The sequence below is a fragment of the Mesorhizobium sp. WSM4813 genome (genome assembly GCF_055811555.1).
Genome location: NZ_JBVVQU010000031.1, coordinates 61,026 through 79,126, shown reverse-complemented (window position 1 = coordinate 79,126; position 18,101 = coordinate 61,026). Strand labels below are relative to the sequence as shown.

At 62.2% G+C, this 18,101-nt stretch carries 16 protein-coding genes; 14 read left to right on the top strand and 2 right to left on the bottom strand.

Annotated features, from left to right (window positions below; genetic code table 11):
• The coding region (locus tag AC0L25_RS19110) for a hypothetical protein (protein ID WP_473596941.1) at nt 1-257 on the top strand (257 nt) is incomplete at its 5' end.
• Nucleotides 258-1,265: 1,008 nt separating this feature from the next.
• On the opposite strand, the gene AC0L25_RS19105 is transcribed toward AC0L25_RS19110, so the two are convergent.
• Nucleotides 1,266-1,712, bottom strand: a complete 447-nt coding sequence (locus tag AC0L25_RS19105) for a VOC family protein (RefSeq protein ID WP_473596940.1) — start codon at nt 1,710-1,712, stop codon at nt 1,266-1,268.
• 110 nt (nt 1,713-1,822) lie between these two features.
• On the opposite strand from AC0L25_RS19105, the gene AC0L25_RS19100 reads away from it, so the two are divergent.
• Together AC0L25_RS19100 and AC0L25_RS19095 are read left to right on the top strand one after the other, a co-directional pair.
• A complete protein-coding gene (locus AC0L25_RS19100) occupies nt 1,823-2,296 on the top strand; it encodes a MarR family winged helix-turn-helix transcriptional regulator (protein ID WP_473596946.1) in 474 nt (157 codons plus the stop codon).
• Between the two features lie 236 nt (nt 2,297-2,532).
• A complete protein-coding gene (locus AC0L25_RS19095; RefSeq protein ID WP_473596939.1) occupies nt 2,533-3,027 on the top strand; it encodes a hypothetical protein in 495 nt (164 codons plus the stop codon).
• On the opposite strand, the gene tssH is transcribed toward AC0L25_RS19095, so the two are convergent.
• Entirely contained in the window at nt 3,012-5,762 is a 2,751-nt protein-coding gene (gene tssH / locus AC0L25_RS19090) for a type VI secretion system ATPase TssH (protein ID WP_473596938.1), read from the bottom strand. The two genes, AC0L25_RS19095 and tssH, sit on opposite strands and share 16 nt — an antisense overlap.
• Before the next feature lie 332 nt (nt 5,763-6,094).
• Here tssH and tssA point away from each other — a divergent pair, with 332 nt between their 5' ends.
• From tssA to icmH, 11 genes are read left to right on the top strand one after another with little or no spacing between them, the layout of a single operon-like run.
• Nucleotides 6,095-7,264 (top strand): type VI secretion system protein TssA, encoded by a 1,170-nt coding sequence (gene tssA, locus AC0L25_RS19085; protein ID WP_473596937.1) that lies wholly within the window; start codon nt 6,095-6,097, stop codon nt 7,262-7,264.
• Between the two features lie 6 nt (nt 7,265-7,270).
• Nucleotides 7,271-7,810 (top strand): type VI secretion system contractile sheath small subunit, encoded by a 540-nt coding sequence (tssB, locus tag AC0L25_RS19080; RefSeq protein WP_473596936.1) that lies wholly within the window; start codon nt 7,271-7,273, stop codon nt 7,808-7,810.
• A gap of 3 nt (nt 7,811-7,813) precedes the next feature.
• The gene (tssC, locus tag AC0L25_RS19075) at nt 7,814-9,319 is read left to right on the top strand and encodes a type VI secretion system contractile sheath large subunit (protein ID WP_473596935.1); all 1,506 of its coding nucleotides are present in this window, start codon (nt 7,814-7,816) and stop codon (nt 9,317-9,319) included.
• A 48-nt stretch (nt 9,320-9,367) separates the two neighbouring features.
• Nucleotides 9,368-9,823 (top strand): Hcp family type VI secretion system effector, encoded by a 456-nt coding sequence (locus tag AC0L25_RS19070; RefSeq protein WP_095519759.1) that lies wholly within the window; start codon nt 9,368-9,370, stop codon nt 9,821-9,823.
• Nucleotides 9,810-10,565, top strand: a complete 756-nt coding sequence (gene tssE, locus AC0L25_RS19065; protein WP_473596945.1) for a type VI secretion system baseplate subunit TssE — start codon at nt 9,810-9,812, stop codon at nt 10,563-10,565. The genes AC0L25_RS19070 and tssE overlap by 14 nt, the downstream gene beginning before the upstream one ends.
• A 1-nt stretch (nt 10,566) precedes the next feature.
• The gene (gene tssF, locus AC0L25_RS19060; RefSeq protein ID WP_473596934.1) at nt 10,567-12,441 is read left to right on the top strand and encodes a type VI secretion system baseplate subunit TssF; all 1,875 of its coding nucleotides are present in this window, start codon (nt 10,567-10,569) and stop codon (nt 12,439-12,441) included.
• On the top strand, nt 12,405-13,490 hold the full coding sequence (tssG, locus tag AC0L25_RS19055) for a type VI secretion system baseplate subunit TssG (protein ID WP_473596933.1): 1,086 nt from the start codon (nt 12,405-12,407) through the stop codon (nt 13,488-13,490). Before tssF ends, tssG begins: the two co-directional genes overlap by 37 nt.
• Entirely contained in the window at nt 13,487-14,944 is a 1,458-nt protein-coding gene (tagH, locus tag AC0L25_RS19050) for a type VI secretion system-associated FHA domain protein TagH (RefSeq protein ID WP_473596931.1), read from the top strand. The genes tssG and tagH overlap by 4 nt, the downstream gene beginning before the upstream one ends.
• A 3-nt stretch (nt 14,945-14,947) precedes the next feature.
• Complete coding sequence (tssJ, locus tag AC0L25_RS19045) at nt 14,948-15,400, top strand: type VI secretion system lipoprotein TssJ (RefSeq protein WP_065006842.1); 453 nt, start codon at nt 14,948-14,950, stop codon at nt 15,398-15,400.
• A 39-nt stretch (nt 15,401-15,439) separates the two neighbouring features.
• On the top strand, nt 15,440-16,774 hold the full coding sequence (gene tssK, locus AC0L25_RS19040; protein WP_473596930.1) for a type VI secretion system baseplate subunit TssK: 1,335 nt from the start codon (nt 15,440-15,442) through the stop codon (nt 16,772-16,774).
• Between the two features lie 4 nt (nt 16,775-16,778).
• Nucleotides 16,779-18,101: a type IVB secretion system protein IcmH/DotU gene (gene icmH, locus AC0L25_RS19035; protein WP_473596929.1), complete on the top strand. Its 1,323-nt coding sequence runs from the start codon at nt 16,779-16,781 to the stop codon at nt 18,099-18,101.

Below are 18,101 nucleotides of genomic sequence, written 5' to 3'. Positions count from 1 at the left end.
TCCTACAGGAAGTGAATCACGAACGTCGCCTCACTGGAATCCCCTCTCGATTCAACCTGAGCGTCCGACGCTCTAATGAGGCCAAGGATTTGCGATCGGACCAACTCGCGAGCCTCTGGCTGAACGAACGACATCAAGAGTTCGACCCGCTCCTCGATATTCTCGGGAAGATCCGCAGCAGGATCGATGAGGTCGTTGCCGTGCGCGTAGAGATTTTCCGTCAGTTTTTTGTCGAGGTCGGAAAAAATACCCATTGATCTGCTCCAAGCCAGCTTCTCTGCTTTAATTGAAGGCTGACGGAAATGTTCCCCGGATGATCGATCACAACAGCTGCTTCTCCGGCCGAAACGCTGGGGCTGGTCCAGCTTCACTGTCCGGCCTGCAAGGAACTCAGGCAGTATGGTCGGCGCTTCGCCCCATCCCGCGACGGTGTCGACGACGAGGGCTCCATGCTACCGGCGACCCACTATTACCTTAATGTCGGACAAGTAGTGATACATTTATACGAGGTGCGAAAAAGCAAGGCCAATAAAACTGATTAGTTACAACGTAGGTACTCTCGCAAATGTGGTATTGTCCGTCCCGGGATTCCTGCACACGGTCCCGTGGGATTGTGAAATTAGCGGCAAGTAATTGTAACCACCGTCTATCCTGGACCGGACCGAAGACCGAGGTATGGCGTGGCAATCGGAGCCACCGCAACACTTGAAGCTCGTCTGCGGGTCAATCCTGTCTTCGTACCAATCATGGGCGCTAGCGGAAGTTGCCGTGGCGATACACATTGCCGTGAAGATGAATGTTCGCAGGGCATTCATCAAGTATTTGGCAGGCGCCGCTCGTTCGACATGTATATTAGCGTTCCATTAAAAATGCCATTGGCCTCCGACTGACCAACGCAGCTCCAGCAAGCGACGCTCGCAACTGAAAGACCGCATTGGGTCAGGTGTTCCGGTTGAGCCCAATGTCCGGTTTCTGGGGGCAAATGGGTCAGGATTGGGTCAGTTCGTGACCTGGCCCCAGCAGGTTGAAATGAACCCAGAGGCTGCCGGCCCGCTCTTGACCCACACCCTACCATCAACCAGGCGTCTCTCATTCGTTTCCGTGTCGGCGCCAATGTTCGCCGAAGGACTGTCGCAAATTTACCCTGCCGCGCGGGCGCGGAGAGCTTGGAATGTTAGGCGCCGCGGGGACTGAGGTGAGCGGCTTTGAATTCACCGGCGAAGAACCCGGGCAAGGCAACCGGCTACCGGGTTCTTTGGCCAGCATCAGCCCTGCGACTGCCTCCAGTCAGCCGATGGAATGACGTTGACCATCCACGGGACGCCAAACCTGTCGACCAGGGAGCCGAAGCCGGGCGACCAGAAGGTCTCGCCGAATGGCATGACAGCCTTGCCGCCGTCAGACAGTTGATCGAACCAGCGTTGGGCTTCGGCCTTGTCCTCGGTGTGCAGGGTGACGTCGAAACCGTTCTTCGCTTTGTCGATGTTGGGTGCCCATCCGACGTCCATGTCGGCACCCATCAGCGCCTGATCCCCGACATCGAGCCAGCAGTGCATCAGCCAAGTCTTGTACTTTTCATCAGTGATCGGCATGCCGGGGGGCGCATCGCCATAGGGCATGGCGGCAGTGATTTTTCCGCCCAGGACCTTGGCGTAGAACTCGAATGCCTCGCGGCACTGGCCCTGGAAGCTCAGGCTGGTCACGATCTTCATGGTCGTCTCCATTTGATTGGTCTCAGATCCTTGGGAAAGCGGCCGACGATTGACCCTTCTTCATCTATGTTGATATCAACGTAAGGAGCCTATGGATGTCAACCTTTCAGATGCACGCTCCTGCCGACCTTGCCTTCGAAACCACCCTTCTGGTGCGTGACACCTGCCTGTGCCTGCATGCGCAGAGGGCGGCGCGTGCGCTCGCACGCCATTTCGATGTCGCGCTGAAGCCCGCCGGCATCACCAGCGGACAGTTCTCTATCCTTATGTCGCTCAATCGGCCGAAACCACCGAACCTCGGCAGCGTGGCGGCGCTGCTGGTGATGGACAGGACGACCTTGACCACCAATCTCAAGCCGTTGGAGCGTCGTGGCCTCGTCGATACGGTGCCCGATCCAACGGACAGGCGCGCTCGACTGCTGCGGCTGACGCCAGCCGGCCGGGCGGTTCTGGCCGACGCGGTGCCGATCTGGCGGCATCTCCATGCGACGATCGAAACGGCGCTGTCCGACCCGAACCATCTGCGCTCGGAATTGAACCTCCTTTCGAGATCTGACGGCGTCGCCGGGCTCAAAAGCATATAAGCAGTGTGGAAATTGTAGGCGGCAGTCTATGGGTGCTCAATGTGCTGCCGTCTTGATCCTCCGCCGGTTATACGTTGCCAGCATGATGTTCATGTTGTCCAGGGGTGATAGGGATCTCGGAGAATTGGCGCCGGAGAGAAGGCGGTCCAGCAACTCAGCCCGCAGCATCGCCGACATGGAACCGAGGTCAGGTTCGGTGATTTAGGGAGGGCGGACTGGTTTTTACGGAGGTTTAGGTGAACGGGTTTTTGAATGTGGGACTTTCGACGGCCGTGACGGGCACGGTCGCAAGCTTTGTGACGGCGGCGGTTCTAGCCCTTCTGGCCAAAGCCGAAGGCAAATCCGCACTGCAGCCGACCAACGCCACCAGCCACTGGCTGCACGGCGATAAAGCCGGTGCGGTCAGCAAAGCCGACCTCGCACACACTGCGGTGGGCTTCGGCACCCACCATGCCTCGGCCATGTTCTGGGCCGCGCCGTTCGAGGCTTGGCTCGCCCGAAACCCTCAGCGGTCGCCGCTGCTGATGCTGCGCGATGCCTCGGCGGTGGCCATGATTGCAGCCGTCGTGGATTATCTCGTCGTGCCGAAGCGGCTCACCCCAGGCTGGGAGACCGTGCTTTCGAAGCGCTCCATTGCCGCCACGTACGTCGCCCTTGCTCTGGGCTTGACTGCCGGCGGACTGATCGCGCAGGCGATGCGGAAGACAGTGCTGAGCTATTCGAAAGAATAGGTGAAACCTCCTTCGGAGGCTCCGACTGTCACCTTCGTCATCTTTTCGCCCTCGAGCGACCGGTTCAGCACGCCGCGGCTCAATTCCGGCAGAAGCGTGTTCGTCAAAATGGCGTCAATCATCCGCCCGCCGGATTCTATCTCGGTGCAGCGGGCCTTGACCAGATCCATGACGCCGTCACCGATCACCAACTCGGCATCGTTGCTTAAGCGCAGCCGGCGGGCGATCTTGGCGAACTGATGGCGGGTGATCGCCTCGATCATCATGTCCGAGAGCGGGTAGTAGGGGATGGTTACCACCCGGCCCAGGAAGGCTGCTGGGAAAACCTTCAACAGCGGGCTGCGCAATGCTGTGTCGAGATCGTCGAGCCCCGCCCGTACGGTTCCGCTTCTGGTCCGGTCCATGATGACTTCGGAGCCAACGTTCGAGGTGAGCAGGATCAGCGTGTTTTTGAAATCGATCCGGCGGCCTTCACTGTCGTCCATCATTCCCTTGTCGAAGACCTGGAAGAAGATTTCATGCACGTCCGGATGTGCTTTCTCGACCTCGTCAAGCAGGATCACCGAATAGGGCTTGCGCCGGACCGCCTCGGTCAGGATGCCGCCCTTGCCGTAGCCGACATATCCGGGTGGCGCGCCCTTCAAGGTAGAGACCGTATGCGCCTCCTGGAACTCCGACATATTGATCGAAATGAGGTTCTGCTCGCCGCCATAGAGCGTCTCGGCCAGGGCCAGCGCGGTTTCGGTCTTGCCGACGCCCGAGGGACCGCAGAGTAGAAAAACCCCCACTGGTTTTTCGGGCGCGCCGAGCCCGGCCCGGCTGGTCTGCACGCGCTTGGCAATCATTTCCATGGCGTGGTCCTGACCGACTACGCGTTCGGACAGAGTGGCGGCAAGCCGCAGCGCCTTTTCGGTCTGGCTCGACAGCATCCGGCCGGTCGGGATGCCGGTCCAGTCCTGTACCACGGCAGCCACGGCGTTGCGGTCGACTGACGGCAGGATCAGCGGCGTTTCGCCCTGCGCTTGTGCGAGTTCGGCCATCAGCTCCCGCAGCCGCGCGAGATCGGCAGCCGGATCGGGTGGAGAAGGATCGGCAGTGGCCGTTTGATCCGCATCGGTTTTGGGCGCTTTGATCTCAGATACATCGGCGCTTGCGGTTTCGGCGACCGCCTCCGGAGGCTCCACGGCATCGAGCGGCACACCCTCGCCGCGCAGCCTGGCGCGCAATTCGAGTATCTCGCCAACCAGCGCCTTTTCCCGATCCCAACGTTCCTGCGCTGCAGCAAGCGTGAGTTCGGTCTCGGCAAGCCCGGTTTCGACCCGAGCCTGCCGGTCGGCCACGCCGATGCCGATAGCTGCCTCGCGGCCGATGATGGCGCGCTCGACCTCCAGCGCCTGGCGGCGGCGCATAATGTCCTCCACCTCCGCCGGGGTGGCATGCTGCGAAATGGCGACACGGGCGCAGGCGGTGTCGAGAAGGCTCACGGCCTTGTCGGGCAGTTGCCGCGCCGGGATGTAGCGGTGGGACAGGTTGACCGCCGCCTCGATCGCCTCATCGAGGATCTGCACCTTGTGATGCTGCTCGAGGACACCGGCCACACCGCGCAGCATGAGAACAGCCACCGCTTCCGACGGCTCATCTATCTTGACGACCTGGAAGCGGCGGGTGAGTGCCGGGTCCTTCTCGATGTGCTGCTTGTATTCGGCCCAGGTCGTTGCTGCGATCGTGCGAAGCTCACCGCGTGCCAGCGCCGGCTTCAGCAGATTGGCCGCATCACCGGTCCCTGCCGCGCCGCCGGCGCCGATCAAGGTGTGAGCTTCGTCAATGAAGAGTATGACCGGCGTCTCTGAGGATTGGACCTCGTCAATGACCGCCTTCAGCCGTTTTTCGAATTCGCCCTTTACGCTTGCGCCCGCCTGCATCAGGCCGACATCGAGCATGCGTACGCTGACGCCCTGCAGCGTCGGCGGCACGTCGCCCTCGGCGATGCGCAAGGCAAAGCCCTCCACGACCGCGGTTTTGCCGACCCCGGCCTCGCCGGTCAGGATCGGGTTGTTTTGCCGGCGTCGCATCAGGATATCGACGATCTGCCTGATCTCGGGATCGCGCCCGACGACCGGATCGATCTTGCCGTCGCGGGCGCGCTGGGTCAGGTCGATCGCATACTTCGCCAGCGCCGAATCCCCGCCCGCAGCCCGCCGCGGTGTTTCGGCGGTGGGAGCTGCCGCGGGGGAGCCGGCCTCGAGCGAACCCTCCGTCACCTCGGCGAAGCGCGCGATGACCGCGTCGGCATCGATCCTGTCGAACTCGCCGCTGATCTTCGACAGCAGGCCGTCCAGCACCGGCGTCTTCAGGCAGGCTAGGATGATATGGGCGCTGCGGACCTCCTCTACGCTGAACTCCAGCGCCGCCAGGTTCCAGGCTTCCTTGATGGCGTGGAAGATATGATCGGAAAGTTCCTCGATCGAGGTTGCGCCATAAGGCAGCTTATCGACAGCGCGGGTCATGTCGGCCGATAGCCGGCTCAGATCCACTCCGGCGTCGGCAATTATCAGCTGCATGTCCGAGCGCTCGGAAAGCACTAGCTGTTCGATCCAGTGGACGAGTTCGACATAGGGATTGCCGCGCAATTTGGCGGCGTCGCCGGCCGCCTTGAAGGCGCGCAAACAGACAGGATTGAGTTTGGCGACCAGTTCCTTGCGTTTAAAGCTCTGCGACGACCGGCGCTGTTCCATCGAACTTGCTCCTCCAATCTGCCAGTCAACAAACTGCCACATAAGCGGCGACTTGACAAAGGAGCGTTATCCACGGGGCGTCTGGGTGTTCGAACCGGTCGACTTCTTCCCTCCCAGCAGAAGCCGACGCCATCGGCTACAAACAGCCGCGGAGTGCCCAGCTCGCGATGCCTTCACATACAGGGTTCGACAATTGCGACCAGCGATTTCGAGCTCAGGCACCGGCTTGCAAGCTTCCATTAAGATTGAGCAGCAACTAAATTGTGGTAAAGTGTCGCGGTGTGGTAACGTTGGGTCACGCACGGCCCAAGAGCCGCTCGCTGGGGGATGGTGTGATTGATCTCGCACTCTGGCTGAATCCGTTGGACGGTGAAAATCCGTCAGGGGAGGATTTGCGCAACGATCCAGCCTTTCATGAGCTGGAACGTCTGACGGAACAGCAGAAAAAGGTCGAGTATCAAGGGAACGCCAAGTTAGAAGTTGCCGTTCCGATCGACTGGTCCACCGTGCTCACCAAGGCCGAAGAGCTGCGTCCACACGGCCGGGACCTGCGCCTCCTCGTCATCGTTACGCGTGCTCTGGCCAACGAGTATCGGCTGGCCGGGCTGGCTGAGGGCCTGACCCTCATAGCGCAGACCTTCGATCAGCACTGGGCAACCATGCACCCGGCCCTGCGGTCCGGTGCCACGCCACGCGACGCCGCCTTGCGCCGCATCAATGCGCTGACTGACCTTCAGAACAGCCAGGATGGCCTGCTCAAGGACCTGCGGAAAATGACGTTTTTCGCGCCGCGCGCCATCGGGCCGGTCCTCGGCGAGGACCTGGAGAAGGGTTCCCTCGAAGAGCGCGTCATGCTGCTGGAGGCTGCCTCGGGGCTGAACGCGGCCGAAAAGGCAGCGCTGGCGAGCGCACACAGCCAACTGTTGAACCGGGTGCGCAGCGCATGCGCGACACAGATCGATCAGGCCGGCGCGGAGATGACGTCGCTCATCGCCGACGCCCGCGCCGCGATCGCGGCTCTCGATGCGGTCGAGGCCGCCCTCAACGCTCGCGTCGAAGGTGGCTCCACCGCTCCGGAATTGAAACGGTTTCTGCAGCGTGTACTGACGACCCTCGAACGAAACTCGGCCGCCGGGGCCGCCGCGAATGGCGCCGCGAAGCCAGTTTCGGCACCTGCGGAACCGGCAACGCCTGCTCGAAACGGTCATGGAGCCGATCCTATGGCAAGTGTGGCAAGCTACGCGGAGCCCGCCAGCAGCAGCCTACCCGACCGGATTTCCTCGCGCGACGACGTCGTGAAATGCCTCGACCTCGTCGTCGCCTTCTATGACCGCACCGAACCGTCGAGCCCGATCCCGCACCTCGCGCGGCGCGTGCGCCGGATGGTGCATATGGATTTTGTTGAACTGATGGAAGATCTCGCCCCGTCGGGGCTGAAGGAATTCCGGCTTCTTGCCGGCGTTCCCGATGCCAAGAAGGCGGCTCAGAAGGATGAAAGGTAACAAGCCATGGTAGCCGAAAGCAAAGCGAAGGTCATCGAACGAAATCGCGCACCGCGCGTGCAGATCGCCTATGATGTGGAGACCTACGGCAGCCCGACGACGATCGAACTGCCGTTTGTCATGGGTGTGATGGCCGACCTCTCCGGCGCTTCACAGACCAGGGAAGCGTCGAAATCGGTGTTGGACCGCGCCTTTGTCGAGACCGACGCCAACCGCTTCCCGAAGTTCATGGAGGCACTCGGGCCACGCGTGAAAGCCCGTGTGAAGAATACACTACCCCAGGCTGAAGGGGCCGAACGGGACGAGGAACTGGCGCTTGACCTCACCTTCACCAAAATGGGTGATTTCGCGCCGGACAAGATCGCCGAGCAAGTCCCGCAATTGGCCGAAATCCTCAAGATGCGTCGTCAGCTCGAGGAACTGCTCGGCTTCATGGACGGCCGTGTCGACGCCGAAAAGCGCATAGCGCAACTTCTGAATAACGAGCCGCTTCTCGGCAAGATCGCCAACCAGGCATTATCCGACGACGACAAGGTTCAGGAGTAAATCATGGCCGAACAACAAAAAACCGCAGCCGTTGCCGCTGAGGCGGAAGCCATCGACCTCGGAGAATTCAGCGGGCTCCTCGAGAAGGATTTCAAGGTCAAGAAGGACGACAGCGAGAAGCTGCAGCAACTCGTGCGCAATCTTGCGCTGGCGGCGCAGTCCCGTTCCGATACCACAACCATCTCGTCCAACGCGATCAAGTCGATCAAGTCGCTGATCGCAGGCATCGACAAGATGTTGTCGGAACAGGTCAACGAGATCCTGCACGCGCCGGAAGTGCGCGAAATGGAAGGCACTTGGCGCGGCCTCTGGTATCTCGTCAACAACACCGAAACGGATCAGAAGCTGAAGATCCGGGTGATGAACATTTCCAAGGAGCAGCTCGCCGACACGCTTGAAGACTATGAAGGGCAGATGTGGGATCAGAGCCCGATCTTCAAGAAGGTCTATACGGACGAGTATTCGATGCTGGGTGGCGAGCCGATCGGTTGCCTGATCGGCGCCTACGAATTCTCGAACCATCCGCGTGACGTCGGCCTGCTGCGCAATATGTCGGGTGTGTGTGCCTCCGCGCATACGCCGTTCATCGCGGCCGCCTCGCCCCGCCTGTTTCGCATGGACAGCTGGCAGGAACTGCCGAACCCGCAGGACCTGCAGATGATCGTGTCGAACCCGGCCTATGCCTCCTGGCAATCGCTTCGCGAGAGCGAGGATGCGCGCTATATCGGCCTCACCATGCCGCGTGTGCTGGCGCGGCTGCCCTACGGCACCGACACCGTTCCGGTGAAGGGCTTCACCTTCGAGGAAGAGGTGCAGGGCGACCACAACAAATATGTCTGGATGAATGCCGCCTTCCCGATGGGCGTCAACATCAACCGCAGCCATAAGCTCTACGGTTGGGGCACGCAGATCCGCGGCGTCGAGAATGGCGGCACGGTGCTCAACCTGCCGGTGCACAGCTTCCCGACCGACGACGGGTCAATCGCGATGAAATGTCCGACGGAAGTCGCCATCGACGACCGGCGCGAGGCAGAACTGGCCAAGCTGGGGCTGATGCCCATCCTGCACAGGAAAAACACGGATCTCGCGGCTTTCATCGGTGCGCATTCGCTGCAGGACGACGAGACACGTGCCGGGCGGCTGGTCGATCCCGACGCACAGTCAAATGAACGACTGAGCGCCAACCTGCCCTATCTTTTCCCGGTTTCGCGCTTTGCGCACTACCTCAAGGCCATCGCGCGCGACAAGATCGGGTCGTTCAAGGAACGCTCCGACATGCAGATCTGGTTGACCGAGTGGATCAACCGATACGTGCTGGCCAACCCGGCCTTTGCGGACGACAAGGCGCGCGCCAAGCGCCCGCTTGCTGCGGCCGAGGTCCAGGTGGACAGCGTGGAAGGACGGCCGGGCTACTACAATGCTCGCTTCTACCTGCGTCCGCATTACCAGCTGGAGGGCATCAACGCTTCGCTCCGGCTGGTGTCGGAACTCCCGTCCGTAAAGACTTGATTCGCAGCAACCACACCTTGTTCTGTTTGAAAGCGGTGGAGAAAGACAATGCCAGTGAAAATTGATGGTTTTCTAAAGGTTCCGGATATCAAAGGTCCAAGCGTTCGAGACGGCCACGAGGATGAAATCGAAGTCCATGGGGTCGATTACAAGATAATCGCACCGTACGATCCGAATTCGCTCTCACGCCGCGGTCGTGTGTCCCTGGGGATGATCAAGTTCACCAAGCATTATGACAAGTCCTCGCCCTATCTGAAAAAGGCGCTGTTCGACAACAAGGCGCTGGACGAAGTTGTGTTCTCCGCCCGCCGGACCATCGATGGCGAGACCAGCGACTATCTGGTCGTTACCCTGACCGACGCTTCCATAATGGAATACGACATGCAACAGGCCGAAGATGAAGCGGACCTGATCGAGGAGGAGGTCAGCTTCGCCTACAAGAAGATCAAGTTCGTCTATGACAAGGATGACGAAATCGAAATGGATGTCTATGTCGGCAAGTGAGGCCCGGCGGCCCGGCGCGGACAAGCTACAGGTTACCGGCAGTTCGCGAGCGAAACGCGAAGCGGTCCAGCCCTCGCTTTGGGACCGCCTCGTCAACGACCTGCCGGGCGTGACCTCCGAGATAGACGGGCTGCGCCAGACCTTACAGGACGAGCTTGGTGCGGACCGGCTGGATACCCTGCTGGCGGGCAGCGCGCGGCTTATCGATACCGACGCGGAGCTGACACCCGATCAAAAGCGGCGTCTGCATCGCCTGGCCTTTCAGATCCAACACCGCGCGGAGATCGAAAGCCGTGGCGTGGTCGTATCGGCCCGCGTCCTCAAGGAGGCTGTGCGGCGCGACATTGAGGCCTTGTTCAACACCGAGCGTTTCGAAGCTGTTCCGCTTCTTTCCGATTTCGAAAGCGAACAGGCCGCAGACAATCCGCCTTCGCTGGCCGATTTTCCCGAGGTGCGCCGAAGTGTGGTCAACTACGGCGTGCCTTCCTTCTCAGGCCACTCGTCCCGCGACTTTGATCGCGAGACCCTGGCGCGCGAGATCCGCTCGGTCCTTGCCACGTTCGAGCCCCGTCTCAAGGAAAGCGCAACCGAGGTGACGGTGACCCTTGGTGACAAAAGTGTGGGCCTGAAGATCGAGATAGACGCCGTGCTGATCATGACGCCGACGCCGGAACGCATGCGCCTGCGCACCACGATCAATCTCGATAACGGCCTGGCGCGGACCGAATTTAGGGACAGCTGAGATGGATCGGGTCTTCGTAGAATATTACGAGGAGGAACTGACCCATATCCGCGGACTCGCGGCGGAATTCGCCGACATGCATCCGGCGGTGGCGCGCAATCTTTCGCTGGATACTGTCCCCTGCCCGGATCCGTATGTCGAGCGGCTGCTTGACGGCGTCGCTTTCCTCGCTGCGCGCACCCGGTTGAAAGTCGATGCCGAGCGTTCGCGGTTTTCACGCAGCGTCCTGGATGTCCTCTATCCCGATCTGGTTACGCCGGCGCCGGCAACGGCGATGGCAGTGCTGAAACCGGGCCAGCAGGTCCAGTCGATGATTGCCGGCCATGTCGTCAAGCGGAACACCCGGCTGGTGTCCAGTCTGCAACCCGGCCTGTCGACGCGCTGCACATTTACCACCACGCAGGAAATGACGCTGTGGCCGATAACGATTACGTCGGTCAGCTATTTCCAGGATCGCAGCGGGTTGGCAGCGGCCGGCATAACACCGATCGGCGGCGTTGGCGGCGAGGCGGCGCTGCGCATCACGCTGGGTCGGGCCGGAAAAGGCAGGCTCGACGAACTGGCGCTCGACCGGCTTGATTTATATTTTGCCGGGCGTAGCAAAGCGCCATTGCTGTTCGACGCGATTTTCGGCGCCTGCTCGGCCGTTGGTGCACGAGCCGAGGGCAAGGCCAATCCGCTATCGCCGTTGCCGGGACCCGAAATGGTCGGCATAAGCGACGACGAGGCGTTGATGCCTCGTACCCGTCCGACATTCGAAGGGTACCGTCTGCTGCGCGAATATTTCATGATGCCCGAGCGCTTTCACTACGTGCGGGTTTCAGGACTGCAATCGGTCGTGCGCAGATGCGACGCCGGGGTCGAGATCATCTTCATGTTCCGGCGCCCAGTACCCGAACTTGCCGATGTGACGCCGGCGGATTTCGAACTTTTTGCGACGCCGATCATCAACCTCTTCGAGCGTGACTGCAACGTCATCGAGCTTGATCCGCGCAGAACGCGGCAAGTGCTGCATGCCGACCGCACGCGGGCGCGAGACTTTGAAATCTATCGGGTGACCCGCGTCGAGGACGCCGACGCCGAGGGTCCCGACGCCCAAATTCCGGAGCTCTTCAGCCTGGGGCAAAACCGCAGCAATGGCTGGGTCTATTCCACCGAACGGCGGCCTCGCCGGGCCACCGAAGATGAACGGCGCGACGGGCTGACCCGCACTTCATACACCGGAGACGACGTTTTCCTATCGGTTTCACGGCCGGTCGGAAGTCTGGCGAACCGGCCGCTGAAGCGCCTCGACATTACCGCACTTTGCACCAACCGGGACCTGCCGATCCTCGACGACACCCCTACTTTGACGCTGGAGACAGGTGATCCGGTCGAAACGATCCGGCTTATCGGTGCTTTGCACCCGCCTCAGCCGGCTATCCCGGCCGCGCTGCCGGCGGGCGCCGAAGGCGAATCCCGAGCCGATAATCTCGCATGGCGGCTGGTGGCGCAGCTGGCGCTCAACTTTCTCAGCCTTGCCAAGGAAGGTCGCGGTGTCGACCCGTTGCATGCGCTGCTCGATCTTTATGCCGACCGGGGCGATCCAAGCCTTGCCCGCAATGTGCACTCGATCGTTCGCATAGACTCGCGGTCCGTCATCGAACGGCTGCAGATCGATGGGCCGATGTGCTTCGGACGGGGTACGGAAGTGACGCTACATGTGGACCAGTCGGTCCTGGCGGGGCAAAGCACATTGCTGCTTTCAGCGTTGCTTGCACGGCTGTTTGCCCGTCACGCCGGACTAAACGGCTTTGTGCGGACCCGCACGCGGCTGCTGCAGAAGCAGGAGGATGTGCCATGGCCGATGACGCCCGGCAATCGCTACCTGATCTAGACAAATTCGACCTGGACCGGGTCGAAGAGCTGGATGATACGTTCGACTTTTTCGAACTGTTGCGCCGGCTCGAACGGAGGGGCGGGCTGTTCGGCTATTCCGGCCACGCGGATCGCGAGCCGGCAAGGCTCGGGCAGCATGTGCGTCTTAGCTTTTCCGCCAAGGACGTGGTTGCGTTCCGCGAAGCGAAGGACAAGACGCCGGGGAAGGACGGGACGCCGGCCCGGGTCACGGTTGCAAATCTCGGCCTGATGGGACCGGAAGGCCCGCTGCCGCTTCATCTGACACGCTGGGTGCTCGATCGTCTGTCGCAGCGCTGGTTCACCGGCGCTGATGCACGGCAGACCAGCGACACGACGTTCGTCGACTTCGTTAATATTCTCCAGCACCGCATGATCGCCCTGTATTATCGGGCCTGGGCCGACGCGCATCCGGCGGTACAGGTCGAACGTGCGGTAGGCGGCCGGGTAAGGGCCATGCTTGAAGCCATGGCGGGCATCGGACTACCCGGCACTCAGAATCCCGATCTCGATGCCGTGAAGCTTCGCCAGGCCGCGTCGCTCGCCAGCCAGGTCGACGGTCCGGAGCGGCTGACGCTGTTCCTGGCGGAAGCGTTCAAGGTGCCGGTCCAGATCAAGGAGTTCGTTGCCACATGGATGACCATACCGGCGACGCTCCAGACCCGCCTTGCCCAAGCTTACGCAGTGCTGGGTCGCGGGGCGACGATCGGCCCGCGCGTTTTCAGCCGCCAAAGCAGGATCGAACTCCGCGTCGGCCCGCTCGGCTATGAGGAGTTCAAGACGTTCCTGCCGGGCGGTCAACGCCTGAAGATGTTCAAGCAGGCTGTTCGCGACATGGTTGGGGAATCGCTCGACGTCGATCTGCGGATCGTGCTCGCGCGTGAAGCAGTGCCGCCGCCGCGCATCGGAGCGGTACAGCTCGGCCGAACCACCTGGCTTGCGCGGCCCGCCGAAAGGGGCGATGCTGACGATATGCGGCTGCGGACAATTGTCGGATGGCGGCCGGAAATGGCGGAGGTCGCGGCATGAGTCTGCTGCTGACGCTGGAGCACGGGCCACGCACCCAGGCCGTACGGCAGACCCGGCTGGACGAGGGTGAACTGGTGATCGGCCGTAGCGCGGACGCGGGCTGGCAGATCGACGATCCCGACATGTTCGTTTCACGCGCCCATTGCAAGGTCACCGGCGGGCGGGATGGGTATTTCGTCACCGACACATCAAGCAGCGGCTTGTTCATAAACGACTCCGACAGCCCGCTCGGCGCGGGAACGTCGGTCCGCCTTCAAAACGGCATGCGGCTGAGGCTGGGCGACTACATCGTGTCCGTCGATCTGCAGACGCCGGCCGCTCAAGCACCGGCAGCCAGCCAATCCTTCGCGGAACGGTCGCCGCCGGCATCACGAGCGCCGGTAAGCATCGGCCGCGACGATTTCTTTTCAGCCACGGTCGAAGAAGAGCCGCGCCGACCGCGTCCCGCCGATCTGCCGAACCCGTTCGAGCAGCCTATTCCAGGAGCGTTCGAGCGCGCCAACCAGCGCAGTTCGCCTGCCTTCGACGACCCGTTCAGCCTCGACCCGGTATCAACGCCCGCGCCGAATGGCGCCGTTTATTCCGAACCACGTGGTGCGCCGGGTGCGGCAGACCCATTCAGCCTCGATCCGGTGCCTTCCGGTGCAGCCGAGTCCGTTCCAGTAAAGTCCTCCGAATTCGATGACGATTTCGGTTTCGGGCCGGCCGCGTCGCCCGATCTGCGAAACGGCGCCGGCTCGACCGGTCAACGCAAACACATCGCCGGAAGGCCGCAGCCGGCCAATCCCTGGGATTTGCCTGGCCAGGCGGCAGGTATCCCCTCTCCGCCACGTGCTGGCGTTGCTCCCAAACCTGCCCCCTCCCCGGCAGCGGCGCAACAGGCGAACATGGCCCTTCGCACCGCGTTCTTGCGTGGCATGGGCATTGAAGAAGCCGATTTTCCCGGACGCGACAGCGTCGCCGAAATGGAGAAGTTCGGTCGCGAGTACCGCCTCATGATGGAAGGCCTGATGCAGCTGCTGCGCAAGCGAGCCGAGGAAAAGGGAAACGCTCGGGTCGCCCAGACGGTAGTGGGGGCCTCTGAAGTCAATCCGCTCAAGTTTCTGCCGACGGTCGACGACGCCATCGTGACCATCATCGCCGAGCGCAGCCCCGGATTTCTGGCCGGCGAAGCGGCAATCGCCGACTCGGTCCGCGATCTCGCGCAACATCACGTGCGCGCCTGGCGAGGCGTGCAGTCGGCCTTGCGGCGAATGATTGATCGTTTTGACCCGGCAGCGATCGAGGAAGAACTCAAGTCGAGTTCTGCGATCGGCACCCTGCTTTCGGGCGGGCGCAGCGCCAAGCTGTGGGAGCTATACCAGAAACGCCATCGTGAAATCGCCCAGAGTGCGGAATCGAGCTTTCTCGGCGAAATCGGCGCTGATTTTCGGGATGCATATGAGGAGGAGTGAAACATGATCGATCGCCGCGAATTTATCGTTGCCCTGGGCGCAACCGGGCTGCTTGCGGCTTGCCAGAGCGGTCCGCCAAAACCATCTGCGGTCACCGTCAACCTGACCGGCGCGGCCGGCATGAACCCGGGACCAGGTGGCGGCGACCGGCCCGTGACGGTCCTCGTGATGCGGCTGCGCAGCACCGGTAAATTCAACTCGGCCGATTATTTCGCGTTGCAGGGGGATGCCGGCTCCGCACTCGGAGGCGATCTCATTGGATCCGACCAGATCTCCATCGGACCTGGAAAGACCGCATCCAAAACCATCACGGTCGAGCCGGACGCGGCTGCGCTGGGCTTCGTTGCCCTCGTTCGCGAGCCTGGCGGCCGGAGCTGGCGTACGACCAAGTCGGTGTCGCCGGGGTCAAAAGTAACCGTCAACGTCACGCTTGGCAGCGGCGGAATTTCCGCCTAGCAGCCACGGCAAGGGGTGCTCGATGCAGAGAGTAGCGGCATGAGCGATGCAAACAGGGTGCTGTGGTCCGAAGGCCTGTTTCTGCGGACCCAGCATTTCCAGCAGCAGGATCGCTTTTTCGAGGCGACTGTGCGCGGCGCGTTGCAGGCCGGGCAGCTCCACACGTTCGGCTTTCAGCAGCTGACGCTGGACCAGGCAATGCTCGATGCCGGCCAGGTCTCCATCCTGTCCGCCCGGGGCATCTTTCCGGATGGAACCCCCTTCTCCATCCCCGACATGATGGACGCGCCACGACCGCTGCCGGTCACCGCCGATACCGGCGCCGGACCGGTGCTGGTCGCCCTGCCGCTCGAGCCTGCCGGCGGTGTCGGCTTCGATTCGGCGCACGCCGCATCGACAGGAGCACGCTATCATGGGCGGATCGTTTCGGTGCGAGACGCCGTCCAGGGCGGTTCGGATCCTGAAGAAATCGAAATCGCCCGCCCGCAGGCGCTGCTGATTGCACCGGGAAAATCGGTTGGCGGCTACACCGCCCTGCCAATAGCCGACGTCAAAGGGGTTCGAGCCGATGGCGGCATCTCCCTGGATGAGACGTTCCTGCCGCCGACACTGGTTACCGGAGCGGTGGCCTGGTACCGGCAGTTGCTCTTGGAAGTTGTGACCGGCCTCGACCAAATCGCCGAGGCGCATGGCAAAATGGTCATGGGCGGGCCAGGGCGCAGCGTCGAAGACCTGCTGATGCTCAACCTCGCCAATGGGGCGCGTCCGCGACTGGCTCACATGCTGGCGCAGGATGTTTTCCATCCGGCCGAGCTTTATCTGGAGCTTGCCGGTCTTGCCGGTTCAATGGCGACCTATGGCTCGAGCGCGCGGCGGCTGAGCGAGTTGCCCGCCTATGATCATATGGCGCCCGGCCCCGCATATTCGGCACTGGCGGACGCCTTGCGTTCACTCATCCTGAGCCTGCGCTACATCGAGCCTAAATCACGCGCACTGCCTGTCATGCGGCATTCGACCAACGTCTGGAAGGTCCGCATCGACAACCCGAAGCTGCTGGTGGCCAGCCGAATCGTCATCCGGGTCGGCTCCGAGCTGTCCGAAGATGCCTTGCGCAAGATTTTCGTAAACCAGGCGACTGTCGGTTCGGCCGATCAGTTCGAGGGCCTGTGGAAATCCCGTCTGCCCGGCATTCCACTGAAACCGCTTCATTCCCAGCCCCGCGAAATCCCCTACGATGGCGATCGGTTGTGCCTTGAGCTGGATCAGAAAAGCGAGCACTGGGCCTCGCTGCTCGATGCCCCCGGCTTCGTCATCGGCGTGTCGGGCGTGCTGCCGAGCGAGCCGCAGGTGGACTGCTATTCGGTAAACAGGTGAGATGATGAGCCGGGATGATCCTTTCGGACTGTCGGAGGATCGCGAACGCACTCGCATACGACTGACTGGCGCGCCGATGCCGCGACCGATGACGCCACTCTTGTCGGGCGTGCCAATCAAACGGTCGCGTACGCATCCGAACACGCTCGTCAACGCATTCGCGCCCCTGCTCGAGTTCGCGCCCGAGCTTGAAAGCGCGCTGCCACCGGAAAACCCGGAAGCGTTGCGTACCCGGTTGCTCGACGAGTTGGTTCGGGCACGCGACGCGGCAATGGCGGCAGGGTCCTCTCTGGAGCGCGCCGACCAGGCAGCCTGGGTGGTGGCGGCGTTGCTCGACGATCTGGCCCTGAACACGCCATGGGGCGGCGCCAGCGCATGGCCGCGCCAGCCGCTTGTGGTGATGCTGCGAGGCGATGTCGATGCCGGCACGCAGTTCTTCACGCGTCTCGACGAACTGGAGCGGCATCCGAACCGGGATCGCGAATTGCTCGAACTGCAATATCATTGCCTGGCGCTCGGCTTCCGCGGCAAATATCGTGTGCCGGGCCGGTCGGGCGACCGCTCGCTCAACGCCGTTCGCGTTGCTGCGGCGCGCTTTCTGCGCGATGCCGATGCCGACGGCGCGCCGCTGTCGCCGAACTGGAAAGGCGTGATCGCATCCGACGAGCCGCAGCGCTTCATCGTTCCGATCTGGGTGATGGGGCTCGGTGCGGCGGTTCTTGCCACGGCAATCTATCTCGGGCTGTCGATGGGACTGAGCAGTCAGGCGGTCGAGCTTTCGACGCTCGTTCGTGCTTTGCCGCCGCCAACGCGCGGCGAAATCAGCCGCACATCGCCGCCGGTCGACGCGCCGCCGCCAGAGGCTGTGGATTTCGCGCTGGTGCCGGAGTTTCAGGCCGGAGCGCCGGCCAATCTCAGAGCCGCGCTAAGCGGCACCGAGAGCGTTTCGCTGGCCAGGCTGATCATTCAGGCCTCCAACCCCGAACTGTTCCAGTCGTCGCGGCCGACACTGACGGAAGGCTTCGAGCCGCTGATCGGTTCAATCGCCAAAGTGATCCTCGCCAATCAAGAACTGATCGGCAACGTCACGGTGGTCGGCCATACCGACAGTATTCCTTTGCAACGGTCCAATCCGCTTTCCACCAACCAGCGGCTGTCAGAGGCGCGCGCAGCAACCATTACCGAGATGCTGGTACAGAACGGTGTGCCGCAAGACCGCATTCGCTTCGAAGGACGTGCAGCTACCGATCCAGTGGCCGACGACAGCACCCGCGCGGGACGGGCCTTGAACCGCCGTGTCGAGGTGCTGGTCGAAAAGAGGCTGTGA